Here is a 19,850-nt window from a genome sequence, read left to right on the forward strand (position 1 = left end):
ACCCGCCAACCTCTCGATCAACACAGCCCCAATCAACCCCTCAACCCCACCCAGACCAGCCATCAAAGCCCCTCAGAGCCTCAACACTCGCCTTCAGCGGAGCCCTCGATTATGGCACGGATTTGAACAACCCGCCACTTCGAGTTCTGCCTTCTCAACCAACTTCGCGCTTTCGTCTAAGAACCCGAAGTGCCTGTCGTTTCAGCAGAGCCATCGATTATATGCCAAGTTTCGGGCCCTGCAAGACCCACGTCGGATGCGGGACCGCCTAGTAGCCCGCCTTCAAGCTGGCCACTGCGCGCGACCCCCACGACTCCTCTTCATCGGCGCGCTCCGATAATCCGCGCCACATGGCACTCATCACCCTCCTCGACGCGCAACTGGCATTCGGACACGTCCCGCTGCTCGATCATGCGGACTTCTCACTGCTCGAGTCCGAGCGCATCGGACTGATCGGCCGCAATGGCGCCGGCAAGTCTTCACTCTTGAAAATCCTCGGCGGTCTCGAAAAGCCTGACGACGGCACGCTCCAAGCTCAGCAGGGTCTGCGCGTCGCGTATGTGGCGCAGGATCCCCAACTCGACCTGGACGCCAACGTTTTCACGGCCGCCAGCGCTGGACTGGCGAAGGCCATCGCGCTTCGCGAGCAATATCTTTCCGGGGGCTCGGGCCTCGACCTCAATGCGTTGCAATCGCAGATCGAAGCCTTCGACGCCTGGAATTGGGAGCAGCGCGTCGAAGAGACCCTGCACCGGCTGCACCTCGATGGCGCCGCGCGGGTAGGCGCGCTCTCGGGCGGGACCCGCAAACGCGTGGCCCTTGCGCAGGCGCTGGTCGCCGCGCCCAATGTGCTGCTGCTGGATGAGCCGACCAACCACCTCGACCTGGATTCGATCGAATGGCTCGAACAGCTTCTGATCGACTTCAAGGGCAGTGTCGTCACCATCACGCACGACCGCAGCTTCCTGAACCGCGTCGCGACCCGCATCGTGGAGCTGGACCGCGGCAAGCTCAATTCTTTCCCTGGCAACTTCGAGCAATACCTCGCGCAGAAGGAAGCACAACTCGCCCAAGAAGCCGTCATCACAGCCAAGGCCGACAAGCTGCTGGCCCAGGAAGAAATCTGGATCCGCAAGGGCGTGGAGGCTCGCCGCACCCGCAGTCAAAGTCGCATCAACCGACTCGAGGCACTGCGCGCCCGACGCACCGCCCGGCGCGAGGCGCTCGGCAGCGTCAGCATGGATGTGGCATCCGGCCAGACCAGCGGAAAGATCGTCGCGGAGTTGACGGGCGCGACCAAGGCCTTCGGCGACAAGACTGTGATCCGCAACTTCAGCGGGACCATCCTGCGCGGCGACAAGGTCGGCCTGGTGGGGCCGAACGGCGCGGGCAAGACCACACTCCTGAAGCTCATCCTCGGCGAGCTCGAGCCCGACAGCGGCAAGATCCGCCGCGGCACCAACCTGCAGGTCGCCTACTTCGACCAGATGCGCGCCGCGCTGCAGCTCGATGCGACGCTGGAGGATTTCATCAGCCCCGGCAGCGAATGGATCGAGATCGGCAACCAGCGCAAGCATGTCAAGAGCTATCTTGCGGACTTCCTGTTCTCTCCGGCGCGGGCGCAATCGCCGGTGAGGTCGCTGAGCGGAGGCGAGCGCAATCGCCTGCTGCTCGCCCGCCTGTTCGCGCGCCCTGCCAATGTGCTGGTGCTCGACGAACCCACCAATGACCTCGACATCGACACGCTCGAACTGCTCGAGGACCTGCTGCAGAACTATGACGGTACCGTCTTCCTCGTGAGCCACGACCGGACCTTCCTCGACAACGTGGTGACGAGCACCATCGCGTTCGAAGGCGACGGCCTCTGGCGCGAATACGAGGGCAGCGTGGAAGATTGGCTGATCCAGTCGAAGCGCGCTCGCGAGATCGCTGCCGAAAGGGCCCAGGCCTCGCCCGCCCCCGCCCCCAGCCCCGCGGCGGCCTCTCCAGTCTTGGCAGCGGCCGCGCGCGCCGGCACGCGCAGAAAGCTCAGCTACAAGGAGCAGCGCGAATTCGAGACCCTGCCCGCACGGATCGGCGAACTCGAAGAAGAGCAGAAGCGCATCACCGAAATACTCGAGCTGGAGGGTGGCGCGATCTACGCCAGCGAGGCCTCGCGCGCCGCTGAGCTCGCCCAGCGCCACGCACAGATCGACGAGGAATTGCTGGCCGCCATGGAGCGTTGGGAAGCGCTGGATTCGGCGCGCCAGGGCTAGCCGGCGGCGCCTTCGTCCGACGTGCGGGGAGCCGCGGCTGCGCTATATAGAAGCAGCAAAACTTCGATCGGGCTGCATGATTCCATTCAAGGCCTTCCATCCCCGCGCCCGCGTATGGCGGAGCTGCGCCGCGGCCCTGTGCTCGGCCTTCCTCTTGCTCTCGGCCTGCGCCGAGCTGCCCCAGAACGTACATAGGCCGGTGTCCACCGCGCTCGCATCGCCCGCCGGCACGCCGCTCGCGACCCTGGTCCAGCAGCGCCGCCAGGCCGCCTCGGCGCGCAATGAGTCCGGCTTCATGCTGCTCGATGGACCGCCGGCCGCCTATGGCAGCCGCCTCGCGCTAGCTGAGGGTGCAAGGAAGACGCTGGACCTCCAGTACTACGCAATCCATGCCGACGCCAGCACCGAACGCCTGCTCACCGCCGTCAGCGATGCGGCCGCCCGCGGCGTGCGCGTGCGCATCCTGCTGGACGACTTTCACAGCACCGGCCGCAATGCATCGGTGATGCGCCTGGCTTTCGTGCCCAACATCGAGATGCGGATGTTCAATCCGGTGCCCGGCTCGCGCGGTTCGAGCCTGGCCCGGCTATTCAATGCCATCGAGGATGCATCGCGCATTCAGCAGCGCATGCACAACAAGCTCTTCATCGCCGACAACGTGCTCGGGGTGACGGGCGGACGCAACCTGGGCGATGCCTATTTCGGCAATGCTCAGGCGGGCAACTTCGTGGACATGGACGTGTTGGCGGCCGGCCCCATCGTGCAGGACCTGTCGCGCAGCTTCGACGCCTACTGGAACAACGAGCGCGCCTATCCCGTTCAGTCGCTGGTGACGCGCGAGGAGCTCGACGCCCTGCGCAACGAAGCCCGCGGCGAGCGCGAGAAGGACGCGAACAGCGGCGCGCCCAGGCCGCCGGACGGCGAACCGCGACCGCGCAACGCCGGGCCGACGGCCGAGCAGCAGAACCGCGCCTGGGATGAAAAGGCGATGGATCTGCGCACCGCCAACTTCGTCTGGGCGCCGGCCGCGGTACTGGTGGACAAGCCGGCCAAGATCCCCGCCGACTCGCCGGGCGGCAGTGCGAACACTGGCAAGGCACCCGGCCTCGTGGTGGCCCAACAGGGCCAGCGCAGGACAGTCGCAGCGCCACGCGGCTCGCTCAGCGGCGCAGCGGATGCGGCCTCCAACGGCGACACCGTGGTCGAAGGACTCCTGCAATTGATCGGTCAAGCCCAACGTGACCTCCTGATCATCTCGCCCTATTTCGTGCCCGGACCCGACATGAAACAGGCCTTCGCCTCCGCTCGCGCGCGCGGGGTCAAGATTCGCGTCCTGACCAATTCGCTCGCCTCCAACGACGCGCCCGTGGCCCATGTTGGCTATGCCCGCCATCGCAAAGACCTGCTGGCGATGGGGATCGGCCTGTACGAGCTGCGCAGCGAACAGGCGGGACTGGGCAGCGCCTTCGGTTCCGCCGGAGGGAGCACGCCGGGCGAATCGCGCTCGATGCTGCATTCCAAGGTGCTGGTCATGGACGGCCGACTGCTGGTGGTCGGATCGATGAACCTCGATCTGCGCTCGCAACTGCAGAACACCGAGATCGCGCTGCTCATTCGCAGCGACGAGCTGTGCCGCATTGCCGCAAGACAGATCGAGACCGCCATGAACAAGGGGGCCTGGCGCGTCGAGCAGAGCGACGGCGGCCTGGTGTGGCGCGCACCCCAGGACAGCGACCTCAAGGACAGCACGACAGAGCCGGACGCGAGTATCGGCCTGCGCCTTCTCCTGAGGTTGTTCGGCCCCTTCGCGCCCGACCGACTGCTCTGAGCAGCGCTCAAAGCTGTGCACGGACGCGTGCGAACACCTTCCAGAACGTGGCGTCCTGAGCGGTCGCAAAGTTGATCCGCATCAGGGTGCTCGGCGGCCGCCGTGCGTGGAACAGCGACCCCGGCGCCAGCAGGTAGCCCTCATCGAGCATGCGCTGGGTGAGCGCGTCGGTGTCGACGCCCGTATCAACCCAGCCGAACAGCCCCGCCGGCTCGGCAGCCAGCGCACAACCCGCCGCCAGCGCCAGCTTCACCGTGCGCCCGCGGGCGCCATCCAGGCGCAGGCGCACGCGCTCGGCGTGCCGGCGTAGCTGGCCCTGGTCGATGCACCAGGCGAGTGCCCGCTCGAACAACGATGGCGTGGTGAGCGTGGTCAGCAGCTTGGTCTCGAGCATGCGGCCGACCAGCTGTGGCGAGGCCGCCAGGAAACCGATACGCCAGTTGGGCGCCAGGATCTTCGCGAAGCCGCTCACGTAGACGGTGCGCTGCAGCCCGTCGAGCGCGCTCAGGCGCGTGGCGTGCTCCGGCGCCAGGTGGCTGTAGGTGTCGTCCTCGACGATGTGGAAGCCATGCTGGTTGGCCAACTGAAGCACCCGGTGCGCGCTGCCCGGCGTCAGGCTGTAGCCGGTCGGGTTGTGCAGCACGCTCACGCTGACGAAGAGCTTGGGCTTGTGCCCGTCCCCCGCATTGCAGTAGCGCTCCATCACCTCGAGATCGGGCCCGTCGGCCTTGCGCGGCACCGGCAGGATGCGCATGCCGAGCGCCTCGAGCCGCGCGAACTCCAACGCCCAGCCCGGCTCTTCGACCATCACCGGATCGCCGGGCCGCAGCAAGGTGCGGCTCACGATGTCGAGCGCATGCGTGGCCCCGACCGTGGTCACGATCTGCTCGGCGCCGGCGGGCACGTTGATGCTTGCGAGCTTGGTCGCGAGGCTGCGCCGCAGGCCGCTATCGCCTGCGGGCTCGCCGTATTGCAACGAGAAATCCTGCAGTGCCCGTGTGCTGGTCACGCGCCGCACGGCAGCGGCAGTAAAGGGCGAATCCAGCCATTCCGAGGGGAATACGCCCATCCCTGGCTGCGGCTTGTCGCTGGGGCGATGGAACATGCCGCGGATCAGAGTGCTTGCGTCTGCGGGCACAGGTTGCGACAGGACCGGCTCGGCCAGCGCGCCCAATGTGGACGACGCCAACCCCACCTGGGCAGCAATCGAATCGCGCACGTAAAAGCCGCGCTGGCGCCGTGCTTCGACCAGCCCCTGCGCGAGCAGCTGGTCATAGGCCGCGACCACCGTGTGTGGGCTCACGCCCTGCTGCCGCGCGCATTCGCGCACCGAGGGCAGCCGCGCGCCCGGCGCCAGCAGGCGGGTGCGGATACGCTCGGCGAAGCGGCCGGCCAACTGCTCCGTCAGCGACTGGGTGGAGGTTCGTGTCAGCATGCGTGTGCCTGCTCTGTGTCGATGATCGGACCGATACAGGCCCCACTCATGTCCGGCAAACTGTATCGGTACTGTAATGGTCATCAGTTTAGAGTCTGTACCATGAACTGGCAAGAATTCACCGCCCTGCTGGTGCTGGCCACGGCGATGAGCTTCTCGCCCGGACCCAATACCACGCTCTCGACCGCGCTGGCGGCCAACGGTGGCCTGCCGCGCGCCATGCGCTTCGTGGTCGCCGTGCCCGTCGGCTGGACCCTGCTGCTGGGCCTGTGCGCTGGCGGCATCGGCGCACTGGTGGTGGCTGCGCCCTCTTTGCGCTGGGCCATCAAGGCGCTGGGCATCGTCTACCTGTTGTGGCTGGCCTGGAAGCTCAGCGGCAGTGCCACGATGGGCCGGGCCGACGGCAACCAACTGCGAGTCGGCTTCTGGCAGGGCGTGATGCTGCAGTTCGTCAACATCAAGGCCTGGCTGCTGGCACTGACGCTGGTCGCAACCTGGATCGCCGGCCAGCCCGACGCGCTGCGGCGCTTTGCCATCGTGGCGCCGGTGATGCTGGTCTATGCATTCGCCAGCAACTTCACCTACGCACTCGCCGGCTCGCTGCTGCGCAACTGGCTCGCGCACGGGCGCCGCCTGCTGTGGTTCAACCGCGCCATGGCCGCCGTGCTGGTGCTCACCGCCTGGTGGATGGCCAGCGTATGAAGATCAAGGACGAAACCCTCGGCATGTGGCTGGGCGTGCTCGGCGTTGCCTTCTTCGCAGTCACGCTGCCGATGACGCGGCTGGCCACCGGCACGCAAGAGGCGCCGCAGCTCTCGCCCTGGTTCCTGACACTGGGCCGCGCGGCGCTGGCGGGTTTGCTGTCGGTAGTCTTCCTGCTTGCGACCCGCTCGCCGCTGCCGCAACGCCACCAATGGAAACCGCTCGGGATGGCCATGCTGGGCAACGCGATCGGCTTTCCGCTGCTGCTCGCCTATGCGTTGCGCATCGTCAGCGCCAGTCATGCTGCGGTGGTCACTGCCCTGTTGCCGCTGGTGACCGCGGCTTGCGCGGCCTGGGTGCTGCACCAGCGCGCTCGGCTCGGCTTCTGGCTTTGTGCGCTGGCAGGCAGCGCGCTGGTGATCGTGTTCTCGATGCTGCGCGCCGGCGAGCAGCAGTTCGGCTTCGCGTGGGGCGACCTGCTGCTGGTGGGTGCCGTCTTCGCCGCGTCGCTGGGCTACATCTATGGCGCACAGATCACGCCGGCGCTGGGCGCGGAGCGCGTGATCTGCTGGGTCTGCGTGATGGCGCTGCCGGTCACGCTGCCCGGTGCGCTGTGGCTGTGGCCGCAGCAACCGATCGCAACCTCGTCCTGGCTGGGCTTCGTCTACGTCGGCGTCTTCTCGATGTGGGTGGGCTTCTTCGCCTGGTACCGCGGCCTTGCCATGGGCGGCGCGCTGCGCGTGAGCCAGGCCCAGCTGCTGCAGCCCTTCCTCTCGATCCTCGCCGCCGTGCCGCTGCTCGGCGAGCCGATCGATCTCGTCACGCTCGGCTTCGCGGCGGCGGTGGTGGCCACCGTGGTCGCCGGCAAGAAGCTCTCGCAGGCGCGTCCCGCCGCCCCATCATCACAACAACTGGCACATCCAAAGGAAACGACATGAACTGGAAACTCGCCGCCCGCGCAGAAAAGATGAACCCCTCGGTGATCCGCGAGATCCTCAAGGTCACCGAGCGTCCCGGCATCATCAGCCTGGCAGGCGGCCTGCCCTCGCCCAAGACCTTCCCGATCAGCGCCTTCGCCGAAGCCTGCGCCGAAGTGCTGCACAAGGACGGCCAGGCCGCGCTGCAATACGCAGCCAGCGAGGGCTATGCGCCGCTGCGCGAAGCGGTCGCGGCGATGCTGCCATGGCCGGTCGACCCGGCCCAGGTGATGATCACCACCGGCTCGCAGCAGGGCCTGGACCTGATCGCCAAGATTCTGCTCGACCCCGGCAGCCGCGTGCTGGTGGAAACACCCACCTACCTGGGCGCGCTGCAAGCCTTCTCGCCGATGGAGCCCGAGGCCGTCAGCGTTGCCAGCGACGAAGAGGGCGTGCGGGTCGACGACCTGAAGGCCAAGGCCAGGGACGCGCGCTTCGTCTACCTGCTGCCCAATTTCCAGAACCCCACCGGCCGCACGATGACCGAGGCGCGCCGTGCCGCGGTCTCCGCCGCTGCGGCCGAGGCCGGCCTGCCGATCGTCGAGGACAACCCCTATGGCGATCTCTGGTTCGACGAGGCGCCGCCTCTTCCGCTCACGGCACGAAATCCCGAGGGCTGCATCTATCTCGGCTCCTTTTCGAAGGTGCTGGCGCCGGGTCTGCGGCTCGGCTTCCTCGTCGCGCCGAAGGCCATCTTCCCAAAGCTGCTGCAGGCCAAGCAGGCCGCCGACCTGCACAGCCCCACCTTCAACCAGCGCGTGGTCGCGGAGGTGATGAAGGAAGGCTTCCTCGAGCGCCACGTGCCCACCATCCGGGCGCTCTACAAGCGCCAGCGCGATGCGATGCTCGCGGCACTCGAGCGCGAGATGCAAGGCCTGGGCGTGAGCTTCAACAAGCCGGCCGGCGGCATGTTCCTTTGGCTGCGCCTGCCCGAGGGCATGAATGCGGTGGCGCTGCTGCCCAAGGCGGTGGAGCGCGGCGTGGCCTTCGTCCCGGGCATGCCCTTCTACGCCGGTGCCGGCGATGCGCGCACGATGCGCCTGTCCTTCGTGACCGCCAGCGTCGAGGAGATCGATACGGCAATCACTGCGCTGGCCGACGCCGTGCGCGAGCAGCTCGCGCACCAGGCCGCAGCTGAAGTCGAGCGCCGGATGGCCGCAAGCGCCGCATAACTCGTCGAGAGAGCCAAGCCGATGCACATCGCAATCCTCACCTTCGACGGCTTCAACGAGCTCGATTCGCTGATCGCGCTCGGCGTGCTGAATCGCATCAAGAAGCCCGGCTGGCGCGTGAGCCTGGCAGCGCCGAGCGAGACGGTGCAGTCGATGAACGGCGTCACGCTGCATGCCACCGCCACCCTGGCGGACGCCTGCGCAGCCGATGCCGTGGTCGTCGGCAGCGGTATCCGCACGCGCGAAATTGCCGCCGACCCGGCGATCCTCTCTGCGCTGCGGCTGGACCCTGCACGCCAGCTGATCGGCGCGCAGTGCTCCGGCACGCTGCTGCTCGCCAAGCTGGGCATCCTGGGCAACGTACCGGCCTGCACCGATCTCACGACCAAGCCCTGGGTGCAGGAGGCGGGCGTCCGGGTCCTCGATCAGCCCTTCTACGCAGCGGGCAACGTGGCAACGGCGGGCGGTTGCCTCGCCTCGCCCTATCTCGCGGCCTGGATCATCGCGCGCACCGAGGGGCTGGACGCCGCGGCCGCTGCACTCCACTACGTTGCACCCGTGGGAGAGAAAGAAGCGTACGTCGCGCAAGCCTTGCGCAACCTCACCCCGTATCTCGAGAGCGCGAGGGCCGCGGGATGATCGAGCTCGGGACGCTTTCGCTGTTCCTCGTGGCAGTGCTGGCGCTGTTCCTCTCGCCCGGGCCCAACATGGCCTTCGTGCTCTCGCACGGCATCGCGCTCGGACCGCGGGCCGGCTTCGCGGCAGGCCTGGGCATCGCCGCGGCGGATCTCGTTCATACCCTTTGTGCCGCAACCGGCGTCACCGCGCTGGTGGCTGCCTGGCCGCCCTCCTTCGATCTGCTGCGCTACGCGGGCGCGCTCTATTTGCTGTGGCTCGCCTGGCAGGCGTTGCGATCGAGCGGCGCGTCCGTGCCGGCGCATGCCGAGCGCGCCGGTTTCGCGCAGGTGCTGCGCCGCGCCTGGCTCAACAACCTGGTGAACCCGAAGGCGCTGCTCTTCTTCATGGTGTTTCTGCCGCAGTTCGTCGATCCGTCGCGCGGCGGCGTGCCGGCGCAGCTGGCCTTGCTCGGCATCACGCTGAGCCTGGCTGGCCTCGTGTTCAATAGCGCGCTGGGCGCCTGTAGCGGCATGGTCGGCCGCTGGCTGCAGCGTCGCCGCGGCGCCGCCGGCTTCCAGCGCGGCCTGCTGGCCACGGTGATGGTCGGCCTCGCGCTTCGTCTTCTGCTCATCGACCGCCCTTCGAAGGGACTCTGAACATGCTCAACATCTGGGGGCGCATCAGCTCCATCAACGTGCGCAAGGTGGTGTGGTGCGCGCAGGAACTCGGCCTCGACTTCCAGCGCACCGAGGCCGGCGGCAAGTTCGGCATCGTGCAGACGCCGGAATACCTCGCGCTCAACCCGAATGCGCTGGTGCCGGCCATCGACGACGGCGAGGGCGATGCGCGCGTCACGCTCTGGGAATCGAACGTGATCGTGCGCTACCTCTGTGCCAAGCATTCGCCGGGCAAGCTCTACCCCGAGCCGCTGGCCGCGCGCTTCGATGCCGAGCGCTGGATGGACTGGCAGCAGACCACGCTCAACCCGGTCAGCGCCGGTGCCTTCAGGCAGTGGATCCGCACGCCCGCGGACCAGCGCGACCCGGCCGTGATCGCCCATTCGGTGCGCGCCACCGAGCCCCTGTTCGCGCTGCTCGACGCGCATCTCGCCACCCGCCCCTTCATGCTCGGCGAGCACTTCACCATGGCCGATATCCCTGTCGGCTGCGAAGCGCATCGCTGGTTCGGCCTGCCGCAGACCGAATACACGCGACCCAGCTGGCCGCATGTCGAGCGCTGGTTCGCCGACCTGCGCAGCCGCGCCGGCGCGCGCGGTGTGCTCGACCTCCCCCTGGAATGAACACCATGCAAATCCGCCCCTTCAAGCAAGTCGACGTCTTCACGGCGAAACCCTACGCCGGCAACCCGCTCGCAGTGGTGCTCGACGGCACCGGCCTGGACGATGCGGAAATGCAGAACTTCGCCCGGTGGACCAACCTGTCGGAAACCACCTTCCTGCTGCCGCCGACCGAACCCTCGGCCGACTACCGCGTGCGCATCTTCACGCCTGGCGGCGAATTGCCCTTTGCCGGCCATCCGACGCTGGGCAGCTGCCACGCCTGGCTGGAAGCCGGCGGCCGGCCCAAGGCCACCGGGCGCATCGTGCAGCAATGCGCCAAGGGACTGGTCCCGATCCGGTACGAGGGCGAGCGCCTGTTCTTCGCGGCGCCGCCCTCCCAACGCAGCGCGCCCAGTCCCTCGATGCTGGCCAAGGTGGCCGGGGCGCTCGGCCTGCGCGCGCAGCAGATCGTGGCCGCGCAGCTGCTGGACAACGGGCCGGTATGGCTCGGCCTGCTGCTCGCCGATGCCGACACCGTGCTCGCGCTCAAGCCCGACCATCGTGCGCTCAAGGAGCTCGGGCAGAAGGTGGGCGTAGCCGGCATTCCCGAACGGGACGTGGAACCGGCCACCCCGCTGATCGCGCGCTCCAACCGCGAGGCACGCGCCTTCGCGCAATCCGAAGCGGAAGACATCGGCCTCGAGGTGCGCGCCTTCGCCGCGCCGATGGGCATCGAGGAAGACCCGGTGACCGGCAGCCTCAACGCCAGCCTCGCGCAATGGCTCATCGCCGAGGGCTACCTGCCCGAGCGCTACCTCGCGGCACAGGGCCAGTGCCTGGGCCGCTCGGGGCGCGTCCACGTGGTGCGCGATGCCGACGGCCAGGTCTGGGTCGGCGGCGATTCGGTCACCTGCATCGACGGCAAGCTCACGCTCTAGGAATCCGCATGCCGGCGCGCATCGACCACCTCGTGATCGCGGCCCGCAGCCTCGACGAAGGCGTGGGCTGGTGCGAAGCCACCTTCGGCGTGGCGCCAGGCCCGGGCGGCACCCATCCGCTGATGGGCACGCACAACCGGCTGCTGAAGATCGAAACCGCCGACTTCCCGCGCGCCTACCTCGAGATCATCGCGATCGATCCCGCGCAGAAGCCGGCGCGGGCAGCAGCGTTCCACCGCTGGTTCGACCTGGACGATCCAACGCTGCAGGCAGCGCTCGCGCGCGAGGGGCCGCGGCTGGTGCACTTCGTGGCCGAAGTGCCCGACGCCGACGCCACACTCCACGCACTGGCGCGCCACCGCATCGACCGCGGCCGCCTGCTCGAAGCCTCCCGCGACACGCCGGTCGGCCGCCTCGAGTGGCGCATCACGGTGCGGGACGACGGCCAACGGCTCTTCTACGGCACGCTGCCCACGCTGATCGCCTGGGGTGCGGCGCATCCCACCGACAGCATGGGCGATTCCGGCGTCCGGCTGCGCTCGCTGGCACTGTCGCATCCGCGGGCCAACGACCTGGAGCGGGCGCTGCGCGCCATCGGCCTTGCCGGCGTTCCGGTGAGCACCGGCGCGCCCCAACTGCGCGCGGTGTTCGACACGCCGCGCGGCACCGTCACGCTCGATTCCAAGGGGATCTGATGAACCTGCCGCTCCATCCTTCCGAACTCGCGCTCTTCGCGTTGGCCGCACTGGTGCTGGTGCTCACGCCCGGCCCCAACATGATCTATTGCGTCTCGCGCACCCTGTGCCAGGGCCGCGCGGCCGGCCTGATGTCGCTGGCCGGCGTGCTGCTGGGTTTCGTGGTGCACCTGATGGCGGCTGCACTGGGCTTGACGGCGTTGCTGATCGCGGTGCCCTTCGCCTTCGATGCCATCCGCCTGGCCGGCGCGGCCTACCTGGCATGGCTCGCCTGGCAGGCCGTCAGGCCCGGCGGCACCGCGCCCTTCGAGGCGCGCCTGCTGCCGGAGGACCCGCCGGCCAAGCTGTTCAGCATGGGCTTCCTCACTAATCTGCTGAACCCGAAGGTGGCGATGTTCTACCTCTCCTTTTTCCCGCAGTTCCTGCACCCCGAGCGCGACGCGGTGCTGCTGCAGAGCCTGCTGCTGGGCGCGATCCAGATCGGCGTGAGCGGCACCGTCAACTTGCTGCTGGTGCTGAGCGCCGCCCGGCTCACCGCCTTCCTGTCGAAAAGCGAAGGCTGGCTGCGGGCCCAGCGCTACGTGATGGGCAGCGTGCTCGCCGTGCTCGCCGTTCGCATCGCCCTGCCGGAGCGCCGCTGAGCATGCGCTTCACACGCGAGCAGATCGAGGCCGGGTGCCGCACCGTCTACGCGGCGATGCCGCCGACGCCGCAGTACGCCTGGCCGCTGCTGGCCCGGCGCCTTGGCTGCACCGTGTGGGTCAAGCACGAGAACCACACGCCGGCCGGCGCCTTCAAGCTGCGCGGCGGGTTGACCTATTTCGAGACGCTCGCGCGCGAGCAGCCTGCCGTGCGCCATGTGATCAGCGCCACCCGCGGCAACCACGGCCAGTCGGTCGGCTTCGCGGCGCGGCGCCATGGCCTTGCCGCAACCGTCGTGGTGCCGCACGGCAACTCGGTCGAGAAGAACGCCGCGATGCGCGCGCTGGGCGTCACGCTCATCGAGCATGGCGACGAGTTCCAGGCCGCGAACGAGCATGCAGGACAACTGGCCGAAGCCCAGGGCCTGCACCGCGTGCCCTCCTTCCATCCTGACCTGGTACGCGGCGTGGCCAGCGCCTACGTCGAGTTCTTCGACGCGCTCGCCGCCACGCCGGACGGTCCGCCCGAGGTGCTGTTCGTGCCGATCGGGCTGGGCTCGGGCTTCGCGGCTGCAGCGGCGGCGCGTGCGCACTGCGGTGTGTCGACGCGGCTGGTCGGCGTGGTGTCGGCGCATGCAACCGCCTACCTCGACTCCTATCGCGCGGGCGGCGCGCTCGAATCGCCGGTCAGCACGCGGTTGGCGGACGGTATGGCCTGCCGCACGCCGGTGCCCGAGGCGCTGGAGGTGCTGCGGCGCGAGGCCGACGACGTGGTCGCCGTAACCGACGACGAAGTGGCGCAAGCGATGCGCGTGCTCTTCACCGACACGCACAACGTGGCGGAGGGCGCAGGTGCTGCGGCGCTTGCAGCGCTGCTGCAGCAATCGGCGCGCTGGCGCGGCAAGCGCGTCGGCATCGCGCTGACGGGCGGCAATGTCGATGCGGCAGTGTTCGCCGAGGTGCTGCTCTCATCCCCGCGGGGGCGGCAGCCAGCTTGAGCAATCGCGTTCGACCCGCTAGAACGAGCCTGGCGGCGCCTTGACGGCGAGCTTGACGCGGCGCAGGGGAGCGATCGCGCGCGCAAGCGAGGCACGGGCCATGCCGATCATCCCGCCGACGGGTGCCTTGAGCGCATCCGCGGTGGGCGATTCGCCCGGAAACACCGGCGACATCCCCGCTTTGCGCAGGAGCCTGTTGACCTGGTGGACGCGCGCCACCCTGCGGGTCACCGACGTGTAGAAGGTCACGCCGATCGAGATCGACACGCAGTCTCCCGGCCTTGTCCAGCTGCCCTCGGAACTCGTCATGTGAGGCGACGTGCTCGGGAAATAGACCGCATCTCCCGGTTGCGTCTCGAACTGGTGGCTGCGCGCGCGAAACTCTTCCTTGAAGCGGACCTTCCTCAACGAATGTCCGACGATGAAATCCTCCACCGCATCGGCCCCCACCACCACCCGATCCGTGTTGTCCCACACGTTCATGGTCTTGCGGCCGTGCAATTGCAGCCAGATGTTGTTCTCGCGATCGATGTGGAACGGCGTCACCGAAGGCGGTGCCGAGATGAAGGCAAAGCCATTGATATTGAAGATGCCGGGCTGCTCGCGCTGGACAAGGGGACGCATGGTGTCGACGATGCTGGCGAGCAGGGCGGCATAGCGCGGAATGACCTCGATGTTGTAGAGGGCGACCCACGAGCCCGCTTCCTCGATGCGCTCGAACACCTCGTCGATGCTGCGACCATCGGGATGCTGGCTGTCGTGCGCGAAGCTGGAAGCCTGCGAGATGCCGGGCCTGATGAACCGGCACTGCCTGAAAGGCACGAGTTCCTTCGCCAGATTGGCGAACTCGGCGAGCTGGAATAGCGGATGCTCGTGGAGGTTGTGATGCAGGGCCGTGATCTTGTGCGCCGAAAAGCTCACGGGGTCGTCCGCCCACACCCGGTACGCTTGCCCCGCCGAACTCACTTCGCCAGGAGTGCTGACCTCGCGTTGCTGTGGCAGCGGAGCCAACGCCCCGTGCGGCGCAGTCCGAGCGCGGAACGCGTTGGTCGTGAACTTGTTCATTCTGAACCTCGTTCGTTGCCGCGCAACCTCTCTCCACGAGCAAGCTGAAACGCGTTGGGATCAAGGACTCGCCAAAACTAAGTAAATGGTATTACTTACTCCTTCGTATGTCACAGGATTTCTTCGCCCGTCGATAAGGGGCGCGGAGATGCTGGCGCCTCAGGCGGCGACAACGATCGGGAAGCGCGCCTGCCAGCCGTCCGCAGTCCGCTCGAAGGGCACGGTCACGGCCTCGCGCGCGGGCTCCGGCAGGTTGCGCCACAGGAAGTCGCGCGCATTGCCCGGGTCGCCGGCCACGTAAAGCTGCGTGGTCAGCAGCTCGCGCCCGCCCAGCTTGACCTTCACGTGGATGTGAGGCGTACGGCCGCCGTAGGCCACGGGTCGAATGGTGCGGAAGCGCCAGCGGCCTTCGGCGTCGACGACCACGCGGCCAAAGCCCTGGAAGGCGGCATCGGCACGATCGCCGTCGCCTGGATGGTGGTAGCGGCCGCCTTGGTCGCATTGCCAGATCTCGACCTGGGCGCCACGCAGCGGGCGGCCGTCGATGTCGGTCACGTTGCCTTCCACCGAGGCCGGCTGGCCGCTGTGGTAGCTCAGCGCGCCATTGCGCAGCAGGTCGTTGTCGGCATCGGCCGGCAGCTTGACCGGATAGAAGGGGCCTTCGGTCTGCGAAGGCGTGGCGATGCGCCTCGGCTGCGGCTGGGCGCGAGCGCCGAGCCAGAGCACCGGCACCGCGACGAAAGCCGCGGCAACCGCGCGGCGGGGAAGAAGACCGGGGGAGTGGGGCGAGGTGGGCGCAGCCATGGCCGGTGGGAGCGGCCGGCCGCGCGCGAGTTCCTGCCCCGCCGCGATCATTTTCTTTTTCCTGTTACCAGCGCACGCGCACGCCCACCGCACCCTGGATCGAGGACTTCACCCGGGTATCGCCGCCGGTGCTGAAGACCTTTCCGAGCTCGCCGTAGAGGCTGACGGTCTTGCTCAGCGTCAGCGTTGCGCCCGTGGCGAGCTCGACCGAGGTGTAGCGGCTCGAGCTGGCAATGGGCGTGGAGAAGCCGCCGTTGATGAAGCGCGCCGTGTCGCCCGCGTCGTTGGCATGGATGACCCCGACGCGGCCATAGGGCTGCAGCCGCCCTGCCGAGGTGGCGAAGTCACCCTTCACCCGCACGCCCAGGCCTGCCGTCCAGCCGCTGGCGTCGTCCTGTTGCACCAGCGCGCCGGAGATCCGCAGGTCGTCGAGCTTGGCCCGGCGGTAGCTGAGCTGCGCCTGCGGCTCGAGCGTCCAGTTGCCGCCGAGCGCGAAGGCCTGGCCGACCTCGACCGAGGCGGTGAGGCTGTTCCCCTTGCCCGACGCGACGAAGCCGCCGAGCGGACGGATCGTGTAGCGCTGAGAGCCGTACTGCAGCACCGTGTCGACATAGAAGCCGGTTGCGTTGGCATAGCTGGCGTAGGCGCCCAGGTAGCGTGCGCGCAGGTCCGTGCTGCCCACGGCGCGGTAGAGGCCGCTGGCAAAGCCGCTCAGGTCGGCATTGCCGTCGAGCGTGCCGACGTAGACGCCGGCGCGCCAGTCGCCCAGCGGCGAGACGTAGAGGTCGGTCCCCGCCTGCACGCCGCTGACATGGCCCTGCGTCGACGGATTGACCACGCCCGACTGGCGGATGTCCAGGTCGCTGTAGACAGCGCGGGCCCAGGCGCGGCGCTCGGTGGAGAGCGCGCCGGCGACCGGCGTCAGGCTGGCCACCGCGCGGCCGCTGGCGTCGTCGTCGCCCATGCGGCTGCGCAGGTTGCCGATCATCCCCATGTCGGCGCCGCGCAGTTGCGACGGCAGGGCAGACAGCATGGAGGCCTCGGCGCGGTACGCCGTCACGCCGATGGGCGCGGGTGCAGGCGCAGGCGCGGGTGCAGGCGGTGCCGGTGGTGCAGGCGGCGCCGGTGGTGCAGGCGGTGCTGGTGGTGCAGGCGGTGCTGGTGGCGCTGGTGGCGCTGGTGGAGCCGGCGGCGCGGGAGGCGGAGGAGGCGGCGGTGGTGGCGGTGGTGGCGGCGGAATCACCTGAGACCGCAGGTACCAGTTCTCGCCGGCACCCGCCGTATCGGCAGCGTACAGGCGGTACTCGAAAGCGCCCGCGTCCACGTGGCCGGCGCCTCCGAGCGCGAAGGCGCTCTTGGTGGTCTGCGCCGTGGTGGTGGCCCCGTTCAGTGCCGTGATCACTTCGATGCCGTTGCCCAGGGTCTGGCCGCCCAGGCCGCCGAGGTTGGCGATCTGCAGGGTGGTGCTGCCGCTGGCGACCGCCGTGGGCCCGTCGAGCACCAGGCGGTCGGTGGGCCCGTTCGCGCCGAGCACTGTGCCCAGGCGCAGCGTGCCGTTGTTGCCGACGTAGGGACCGTTGACCGTCAGCGTGGTGCCCGCCGTGGTGCCGACCAGCGAAACGGTGCCGCTGTTGTTGAGCGAGGCCATGCTCTGGCTGAATCCCGCCAGGTCGAGGGTGGCGCCCGCGGCCACGCTGTGCGCCGAGGCGGCGCTCAGGGTGTTGGCGGCGCCGGCGCGCAGCGTGCCGGCCGTCACGGTGGTGCTGCCGGTGTAGGTATTGGCGCCCGACAGCGTGAGCGTGCCCTGGCCGACCTTCACGATCCCGCCGCCCGTGCCGCTGCCCGGCTGCACGAACTCGCTGCCGCCGTCGCTGATGATGCCGGCAATGGTTTCGGTCCTGCCGAGCCCACCGACGGTGAGCTGCGTGCTCCCCAACGCAACGCGGCCGGCGCCGGAGAGCGAACCGATGCTCAGGGGTGCTGCCTTCATGCCGGAGACGTCGAGCAGCGCGCCTGCCTGGTTGTCGACCACGGCCGTACCTGCCGTGGAAGCATCGGCGAAGCGCAGCGTGCCGCCCGCGGCATTCGTGAAAGTCGCCGTGCCCGCGCTCGAGGTGCCGAGGAAATGCACCAGTGCCTTGTCGCCCACGTGAACAGTCGCCTGGCCAGCTGTCGCGGTGTCCTGAAAGCTGACCGTTCCGCCCTGCGCCTCGATCGTCGCCTGGCCGGCTGTGGCCGCGTCGGCGAAAGCGAGGAAGTTGGTCGTGCCGCTGAGCGGGCGCCAGTTGCTGCCGTTGACGGAGAAGCGCGCGCTCTGAGCAGAGCCGGAGTCGAGCAACATGACGCGATTGTCCGCGTCGGCGCCAATACCCGGGCGGCCCACGATGTAGTGGTTGCTGCCTGCGTTCGCACCCACTGCGAACACCAGCAACGACTTCGAGCCCTGCACGGTGACGTCGCCCGTCCCCAGCGTGCCCGTGCCGCTGACGCTGGCGGAGACGCCGTCGCGGATGGTCGTGCCGCCCGAATGACTGTTGGGCACCGGAACGCCGAAGCTGCCGCCGCCCTGCGAAGAGGCGATGTTCAGGGTGCCCGCCCCGCTGATCTCGCCGGCCGCGCCGAACAGTTGACCGTTCACGTCGATGGTCCCGCCACCGCTGCCGACTGCGATCGATCGGGTGGTGTTGATCGTCCCGGTGGCTCGCAGCGTGCCGCCGTCCAGCGCAATACCGCGGCCGGCCAAGCCCAGGCGCGCGTCGCTGTCGACCTGCAGCACCCCGGCTGTGATGCGGGTACCGCCGCTGTAGGTGTTGCTTCCGGTGAGAGTGGTCGTGCCGGGCCCCGCCTGCGTCAGAGTGCCGGTGCCGGAGACCGCGTTGGAGAGGTTGTAGTTGTCCGAGCGATTGACGATCAGCGAAGCATTGTTGGTGATCGCGCCCACCACGCTGCCGCTCGCTGTTCCATTGCCCAGCTGCAGCGCGCCACCGCTGATGGTGGTGCCGTTGGTATAGGTGTTGTTGCCGGTGAGGGTCAAAGTGCCGGCGCCGACCTTGACCACTGCACCGGTTCCGAGCAGGACCGAATTGACGTAGTTCGCGCCGTTCTTGTCCTGGACGCCCGGGCCGGTACCCCCGATCACGCCGCTGATGATGTCGTTCTTGCCGAGCGCGCCGACTTCCAGCGTGGCGTCGCCGAGCACGACATTGCCCGAACCGGACAGCGACCCGATGGCCGCGTTGGTTCCGGGTGTCATTCCGTTGATGTAGATCTGGCCGGTGCGGCCATTGACGGTGTCGTTCTGGTTGACCACCGTGGCGCCAGCCAGCGTCGCCGTGTTCGAGACCTGGACCACGCCGCCGTTGTTGTTGATGGTCGCGCTGCCGCCGGTGCTGGTCTCCTGGAAGATCACCCGCCCGCCGGTGCTGTTGATGGTGGCCGATTGCGCATTGGCCCCGCCGGCACCGAAGAGCACGTAGGTGCCCGGGGCGCCGAGGTTGAGGGTGGAAGTCCCGGCCCCCGCCCCGAACTGGAACTGCATGCCGCTGTTGCTGCCGTTGACGTCGGTATTCGCGGTGGTGACGTTGACGGTCAGCGCGCCGGCGTTCGCGCCGGCGCCGTTGAAGCGAAGCTCGGCGTTCTCGCGGATGGTGACCGGGCCGCTGCCGAAGGCACCCGCCGTGGTGGTCCAGACGTTCATCCGCCCGTCGGTGCCGTTCCCCTGCAGCACCGTGCCGCCGGTGTAGTTGTTGGCCGGGTTGTCGATGGTGAGGCGCCGGTCCTCGTTACCCAGCGCATTGACGCCGGTGTTGCGCAGCGTGAGCACCCCGGCGCCCGTGATCTGCCCGGTCAGCTGGCCGTCCTTGCTGCCGGCCACGTCGATCGTGCCACCTCCAGCGCCCAGCGCGATGGCGCGGCCGCTCGCGAAGTTGTCGGCGCCCAGGCGCAGCGTGCCGCCGCCGAAGACGATGCCGCCGCCCGTGCCCAGGTTGGCATCCGAGCTCACCTGCAGTGTGCCGACGTTGATCGTCGTCGCGCCCTGGTAGCTGTTGGCAGTGCCCAGCACGATGGTGCCGGCACCGGTCTTGATGATGCCGTTGGGGCCGCTGATGTCGCCGCTCTGCGTGGCCGTTCCCGTGCCGGTGCTGTTGAGGGTCACGTCCGACGGCGTGGTGACGATGGGGTCTGCAAGGTTGGCGCCATCGGCGTAGTTCACCGTCTGCGCGGCGCCCGATGTGGCCAGGACGCTCAGGCCGGCCGCCACGAGCACCGTGGCCACGCCGCCCGAGCGCTTGCCGCGGGCCGTGGTGAGCTCCGACACGGCGACCCATGCCCCCAGCGCGTGGTTCCACACGCTGCGATATGTCTTGTTCATCTTCTGTGCTGTCCCTCTCTCCGGTGGATGAGTGACATTGCGGCTGGGGAGGAGGACCGCCTGCAATGTCT

Annotated in this window: 16 protein-coding genes; 12 read left to right on the top strand and 4 right to left on the bottom strand. The window is 68.6% G+C overall.

The features are described 5' to 3' along the window. Positions 1–350: 350 nt before the first annotated feature. Both ACMGEZ_RS25480 and ACMGEZ_RS25485 read left to right on the top strand, forming a co-directional pair. Positions 351–2,255, top strand: coding sequence for an ATP-binding cassette domain-containing protein (locus ACMGEZ_RS25480; protein WP_436825076.1), 1,905 nt, complete (start codon positions 351–353; stop codon positions 2,253–2,255). Positions 2,256–2,331: 76 nt separating this feature from the next. After that, positions 2,332–4,083 carry a phospholipase D family protein gene (locus ACMGEZ_RS25485; RefSeq protein WP_436825077.1) on the top strand — a complete coding sequence of 584 codons (1,752 nt, stop codon included), beginning with the start codon at positions 2,332–2,334 and terminating at the stop codon, positions 4,081–4,083. A 7-nt stretch (positions 4,084–4,090) separates the two neighbouring features. On the opposite strand, the gene ACMGEZ_RS25490 is transcribed toward ACMGEZ_RS25485, so the two are convergent. After that, positions 4,091–5,518 (bottom strand): aminotransferase-like domain-containing protein, encoded by a 1,428-nt coding sequence (locus ACMGEZ_RS25490; RefSeq protein ID WP_436825078.1) that lies wholly within the window; start codon positions 5,516–5,518, stop codon positions 4,091–4,093. A gap of 102 nt (positions 5,519–5,620) precedes the next feature. Here ACMGEZ_RS25490 and ACMGEZ_RS25495 point away from each other — a divergent pair, with 102 nt between their 5' ends. Genes ACMGEZ_RS25495 through ACMGEZ_RS25540 form a run of 10 tightly spaced genes read left to right on the top strand, consistent with a single transcriptional unit; the run spans position 5,621 to position 13,538 of the window. Beyond that, positions 5,621–6,220 carry a LysE family translocator gene (locus ACMGEZ_RS25495; protein WP_436825079.1) on the top strand — a complete coding sequence of 200 codons (600 nt, stop codon included), beginning with the start codon at positions 5,621–5,623 and terminating at the stop codon, positions 6,218–6,220. Beyond that, positions 6,217–7,158 (top strand): DMT family transporter, encoded by a 942-nt coding sequence (locus ACMGEZ_RS25500; protein ID WP_436825080.1) that lies wholly within the window; start codon positions 6,217–6,219, stop codon positions 7,156–7,158. The genes ACMGEZ_RS25495 and ACMGEZ_RS25500 overlap by 4 nt, the downstream gene beginning before the upstream one ends. Beyond that, positions 7,155–8,369, top strand: a complete 1,215-nt coding sequence (locus ACMGEZ_RS25505) for an aminotransferase-like domain-containing protein (protein WP_436825081.1) — start codon at positions 7,155–7,157, stop codon at positions 8,367–8,369. Before ACMGEZ_RS25500 ends, ACMGEZ_RS25505 begins: the two co-directional genes overlap by 4 nt. 21 nt (positions 8,370–8,390) lie before the next feature. Beyond that, a complete protein-coding gene (locus tag ACMGEZ_RS25510) occupies positions 8,391–9,008 on the top strand; it encodes a DJ-1/PfpI family protein (RefSeq protein ID WP_436825082.1) in 618 nt (205 codons plus the stop codon). Beyond that, on the top strand, positions 9,005–9,643 hold the full coding sequence (locus ACMGEZ_RS25515; RefSeq protein WP_436825083.1) for a LysE family translocator: 639 nt from the start codon (positions 9,005–9,007) through the stop codon (positions 9,641–9,643). The genes ACMGEZ_RS25510 and ACMGEZ_RS25515 overlap by 4 nt, the downstream gene beginning before the upstream one ends. Before the next feature lie 2 nt (positions 9,644–9,645). Then, a complete protein-coding gene (locus ACMGEZ_RS25520; RefSeq protein ID WP_436825084.1) occupies positions 9,646–10,287 on the top strand; it encodes a glutathione S-transferase family protein in 642 nt (213 codons plus the stop codon). A gap of 5 nt (positions 10,288–10,292) precedes the next feature. Next, positions 10,293–11,204 (top strand): PhzF family phenazine biosynthesis protein, encoded by a 912-nt coding sequence (locus tag ACMGEZ_RS25525; RefSeq protein ID WP_436825085.1) that lies wholly within the window; start codon positions 10,293–10,295, stop codon positions 11,202–11,204. 8 nt (positions 11,205–11,212) lie between these two features. Continuing rightward, the gene (locus ACMGEZ_RS25530) at positions 11,213–11,899 is read left to right on the top strand and encodes a VOC family protein (protein ID WP_436825086.1); all 687 of its coding nucleotides are present in this window, start codon (positions 11,213–11,215) and stop codon (positions 11,897–11,899) included. Beyond that, complete coding sequence (locus tag ACMGEZ_RS25535) at positions 11,899–12,540, top strand: LysE family translocator (RefSeq protein ID WP_436825087.1); 642 nt, start codon at positions 11,899–11,901, stop codon at positions 12,538–12,540. The genes ACMGEZ_RS25530 and ACMGEZ_RS25535 overlap by 1 nt, the downstream gene beginning before the upstream one ends. A 2-nt stretch (positions 12,541–12,542) precedes the next feature. Next, positions 12,543–13,538 carry a threonine dehydratase gene (locus ACMGEZ_RS25540; protein WP_436825088.1) on the top strand — a complete coding sequence of 332 codons (996 nt, stop codon included), beginning with the start codon at positions 12,543–12,545 and terminating at the stop codon, positions 13,536–13,538. An 18-nt stretch (positions 13,539–13,556) separates the two neighbouring features. On the opposite strand, the gene ACMGEZ_RS25545 is transcribed toward ACMGEZ_RS25540, so the two are convergent. The 3 genes from ACMGEZ_RS25545 to ACMGEZ_RS25555 all read right to left on the bottom strand — a co-directional run bounded on the left by ACMGEZ_RS25545 (position 13,557) and on the right by ACMGEZ_RS25555 (position 19,779). Then, on the bottom strand, positions 13,557–14,603 hold the full coding sequence (locus tag ACMGEZ_RS25545) for a JmjC domain-containing protein (protein ID WP_436825089.1): 1,047 nt from the start codon (positions 14,601–14,603) through the stop codon (positions 13,557–13,559). Between the two features lie 159 nt (positions 14,604–14,762). After that, on the bottom strand, positions 14,763–15,458 hold the full coding sequence (locus ACMGEZ_RS25550; RefSeq protein WP_496084677.1) for a dioxygenase family protein: 696 nt from the start codon (positions 15,456–15,458) through the stop codon (positions 14,763–14,765). Positions 15,459–15,471: 13 nt separating this feature from the next. Further along, complete coding sequence (locus ACMGEZ_RS25555; protein ID WP_436825090.1) at positions 15,472–19,779, bottom strand: autotransporter outer membrane beta-barrel domain-containing protein; 4,308 nt, start codon at positions 19,777–19,779, stop codon at positions 15,472–15,474. Positions 19,780–19,850: the final 71 nt, after the last annotated feature.

The organism is Variovorax stachyos (assembly GCF_051400855.1).
Classification (GTDB): domain Bacteria; phylum Pseudomonadota; class Gammaproteobacteria; order Burkholderiales; family Burkholderiaceae_C; genus Variovorax.

Coding starts and splice junctions, on each gene's coding strand:
- ACMGEZ_RS25495 (WP_436825079.1), top strand. CDS start 5,621: ATGAACTGGCAAGAATTCACCGCCCTGCTGGTGCTGGCCACGGCGATG.
- ACMGEZ_RS25540 (WP_436825088.1), top strand. CDS start 12,543: ATGCGCTTCACACGCGAGCAGATCGAGGCCGGGTGCCGCACCGTCTAC.
- ACMGEZ_RS25515 (WP_436825083.1), top strand. CDS start 9,005: ATGATCGAGCTCGGGACGCTTTCGCTGTTCCTCGTGGCAGTGCTGGCG.
- ACMGEZ_RS25510 (WP_436825082.1), top strand. CDS start 8,391: ATGCACATCGCAATCCTCACCTTCGACGGCTTCAACGAGCTCGATTCG.
- ACMGEZ_RS25490 (WP_436825078.1), bottom strand. CDS start 5,518: ATGCTGACACGAACCTCCACCCAGTCGCTGACGGAGCAGTTGGCCGGC.
- ACMGEZ_RS25520 (WP_436825084.1), top strand. CDS start 9,646: ATGCTCAACATCTGGGGGCGCATCAGCTCCATCAACGTGCGCAAGGTG.
- ACMGEZ_RS25500 (WP_436825080.1), top strand. CDS start 6,217: ATGAAGATCAAGGACGAAACCCTCGGCATGTGGCTGGGCGTGCTCGGC.
- ACMGEZ_RS25555 (WP_436825090.1), bottom strand. CDS start 19,779: ATGAACAAGACATATCGCAGCGTGTGGAACCACGCGCTGGGGGCATGG.
- ACMGEZ_RS25485 (WP_436825077.1), top strand. CDS start 2,332: ATGATTCCATTCAAGGCCTTCCATCCCCGCGCCCGCGTATGGCGGAGC.
- ACMGEZ_RS25550 (WP_496084677.1), bottom strand. CDS start 15,458: ATGATCGCGGCGGGGCAGGAACTCGCGCGCGGCCGGCCGCTCCCACCG.
- ACMGEZ_RS25480 (WP_436825076.1), top strand. CDS start 351: ATGGCACTCATCACCCTCCTCGACGCGCAACTGGCATTCGGACACGTC.
- ACMGEZ_RS25535 (WP_436825087.1), top strand. CDS start 11,899: ATGAACCTGCCGCTCCATCCTTCCGAACTCGCGCTCTTCGCGTTGGCC.
- ACMGEZ_RS25545 (WP_436825089.1), bottom strand. CDS start 14,603: ATGAACAAGTTCACGACCAACGCGTTCCGCGCTCGGACTGCGCCGCAC.
- ACMGEZ_RS25505 (WP_436825081.1), top strand. CDS start 7,155: ATGAACTGGAAACTCGCCGCCCGCGCAGAAAAGATGAACCCCTCGGTG.
- ACMGEZ_RS25530 (WP_436825086.1), top strand. CDS start 11,213: ATGCCGGCGCGCATCGACCACCTCGTGATCGCGGCCCGCAGCCTCGAC.
- ACMGEZ_RS25525 (WP_436825085.1), top strand. CDS start 10,293: ATGCAAATCCGCCCCTTCAAGCAAGTCGACGTCTTCACGGCGAAACCC.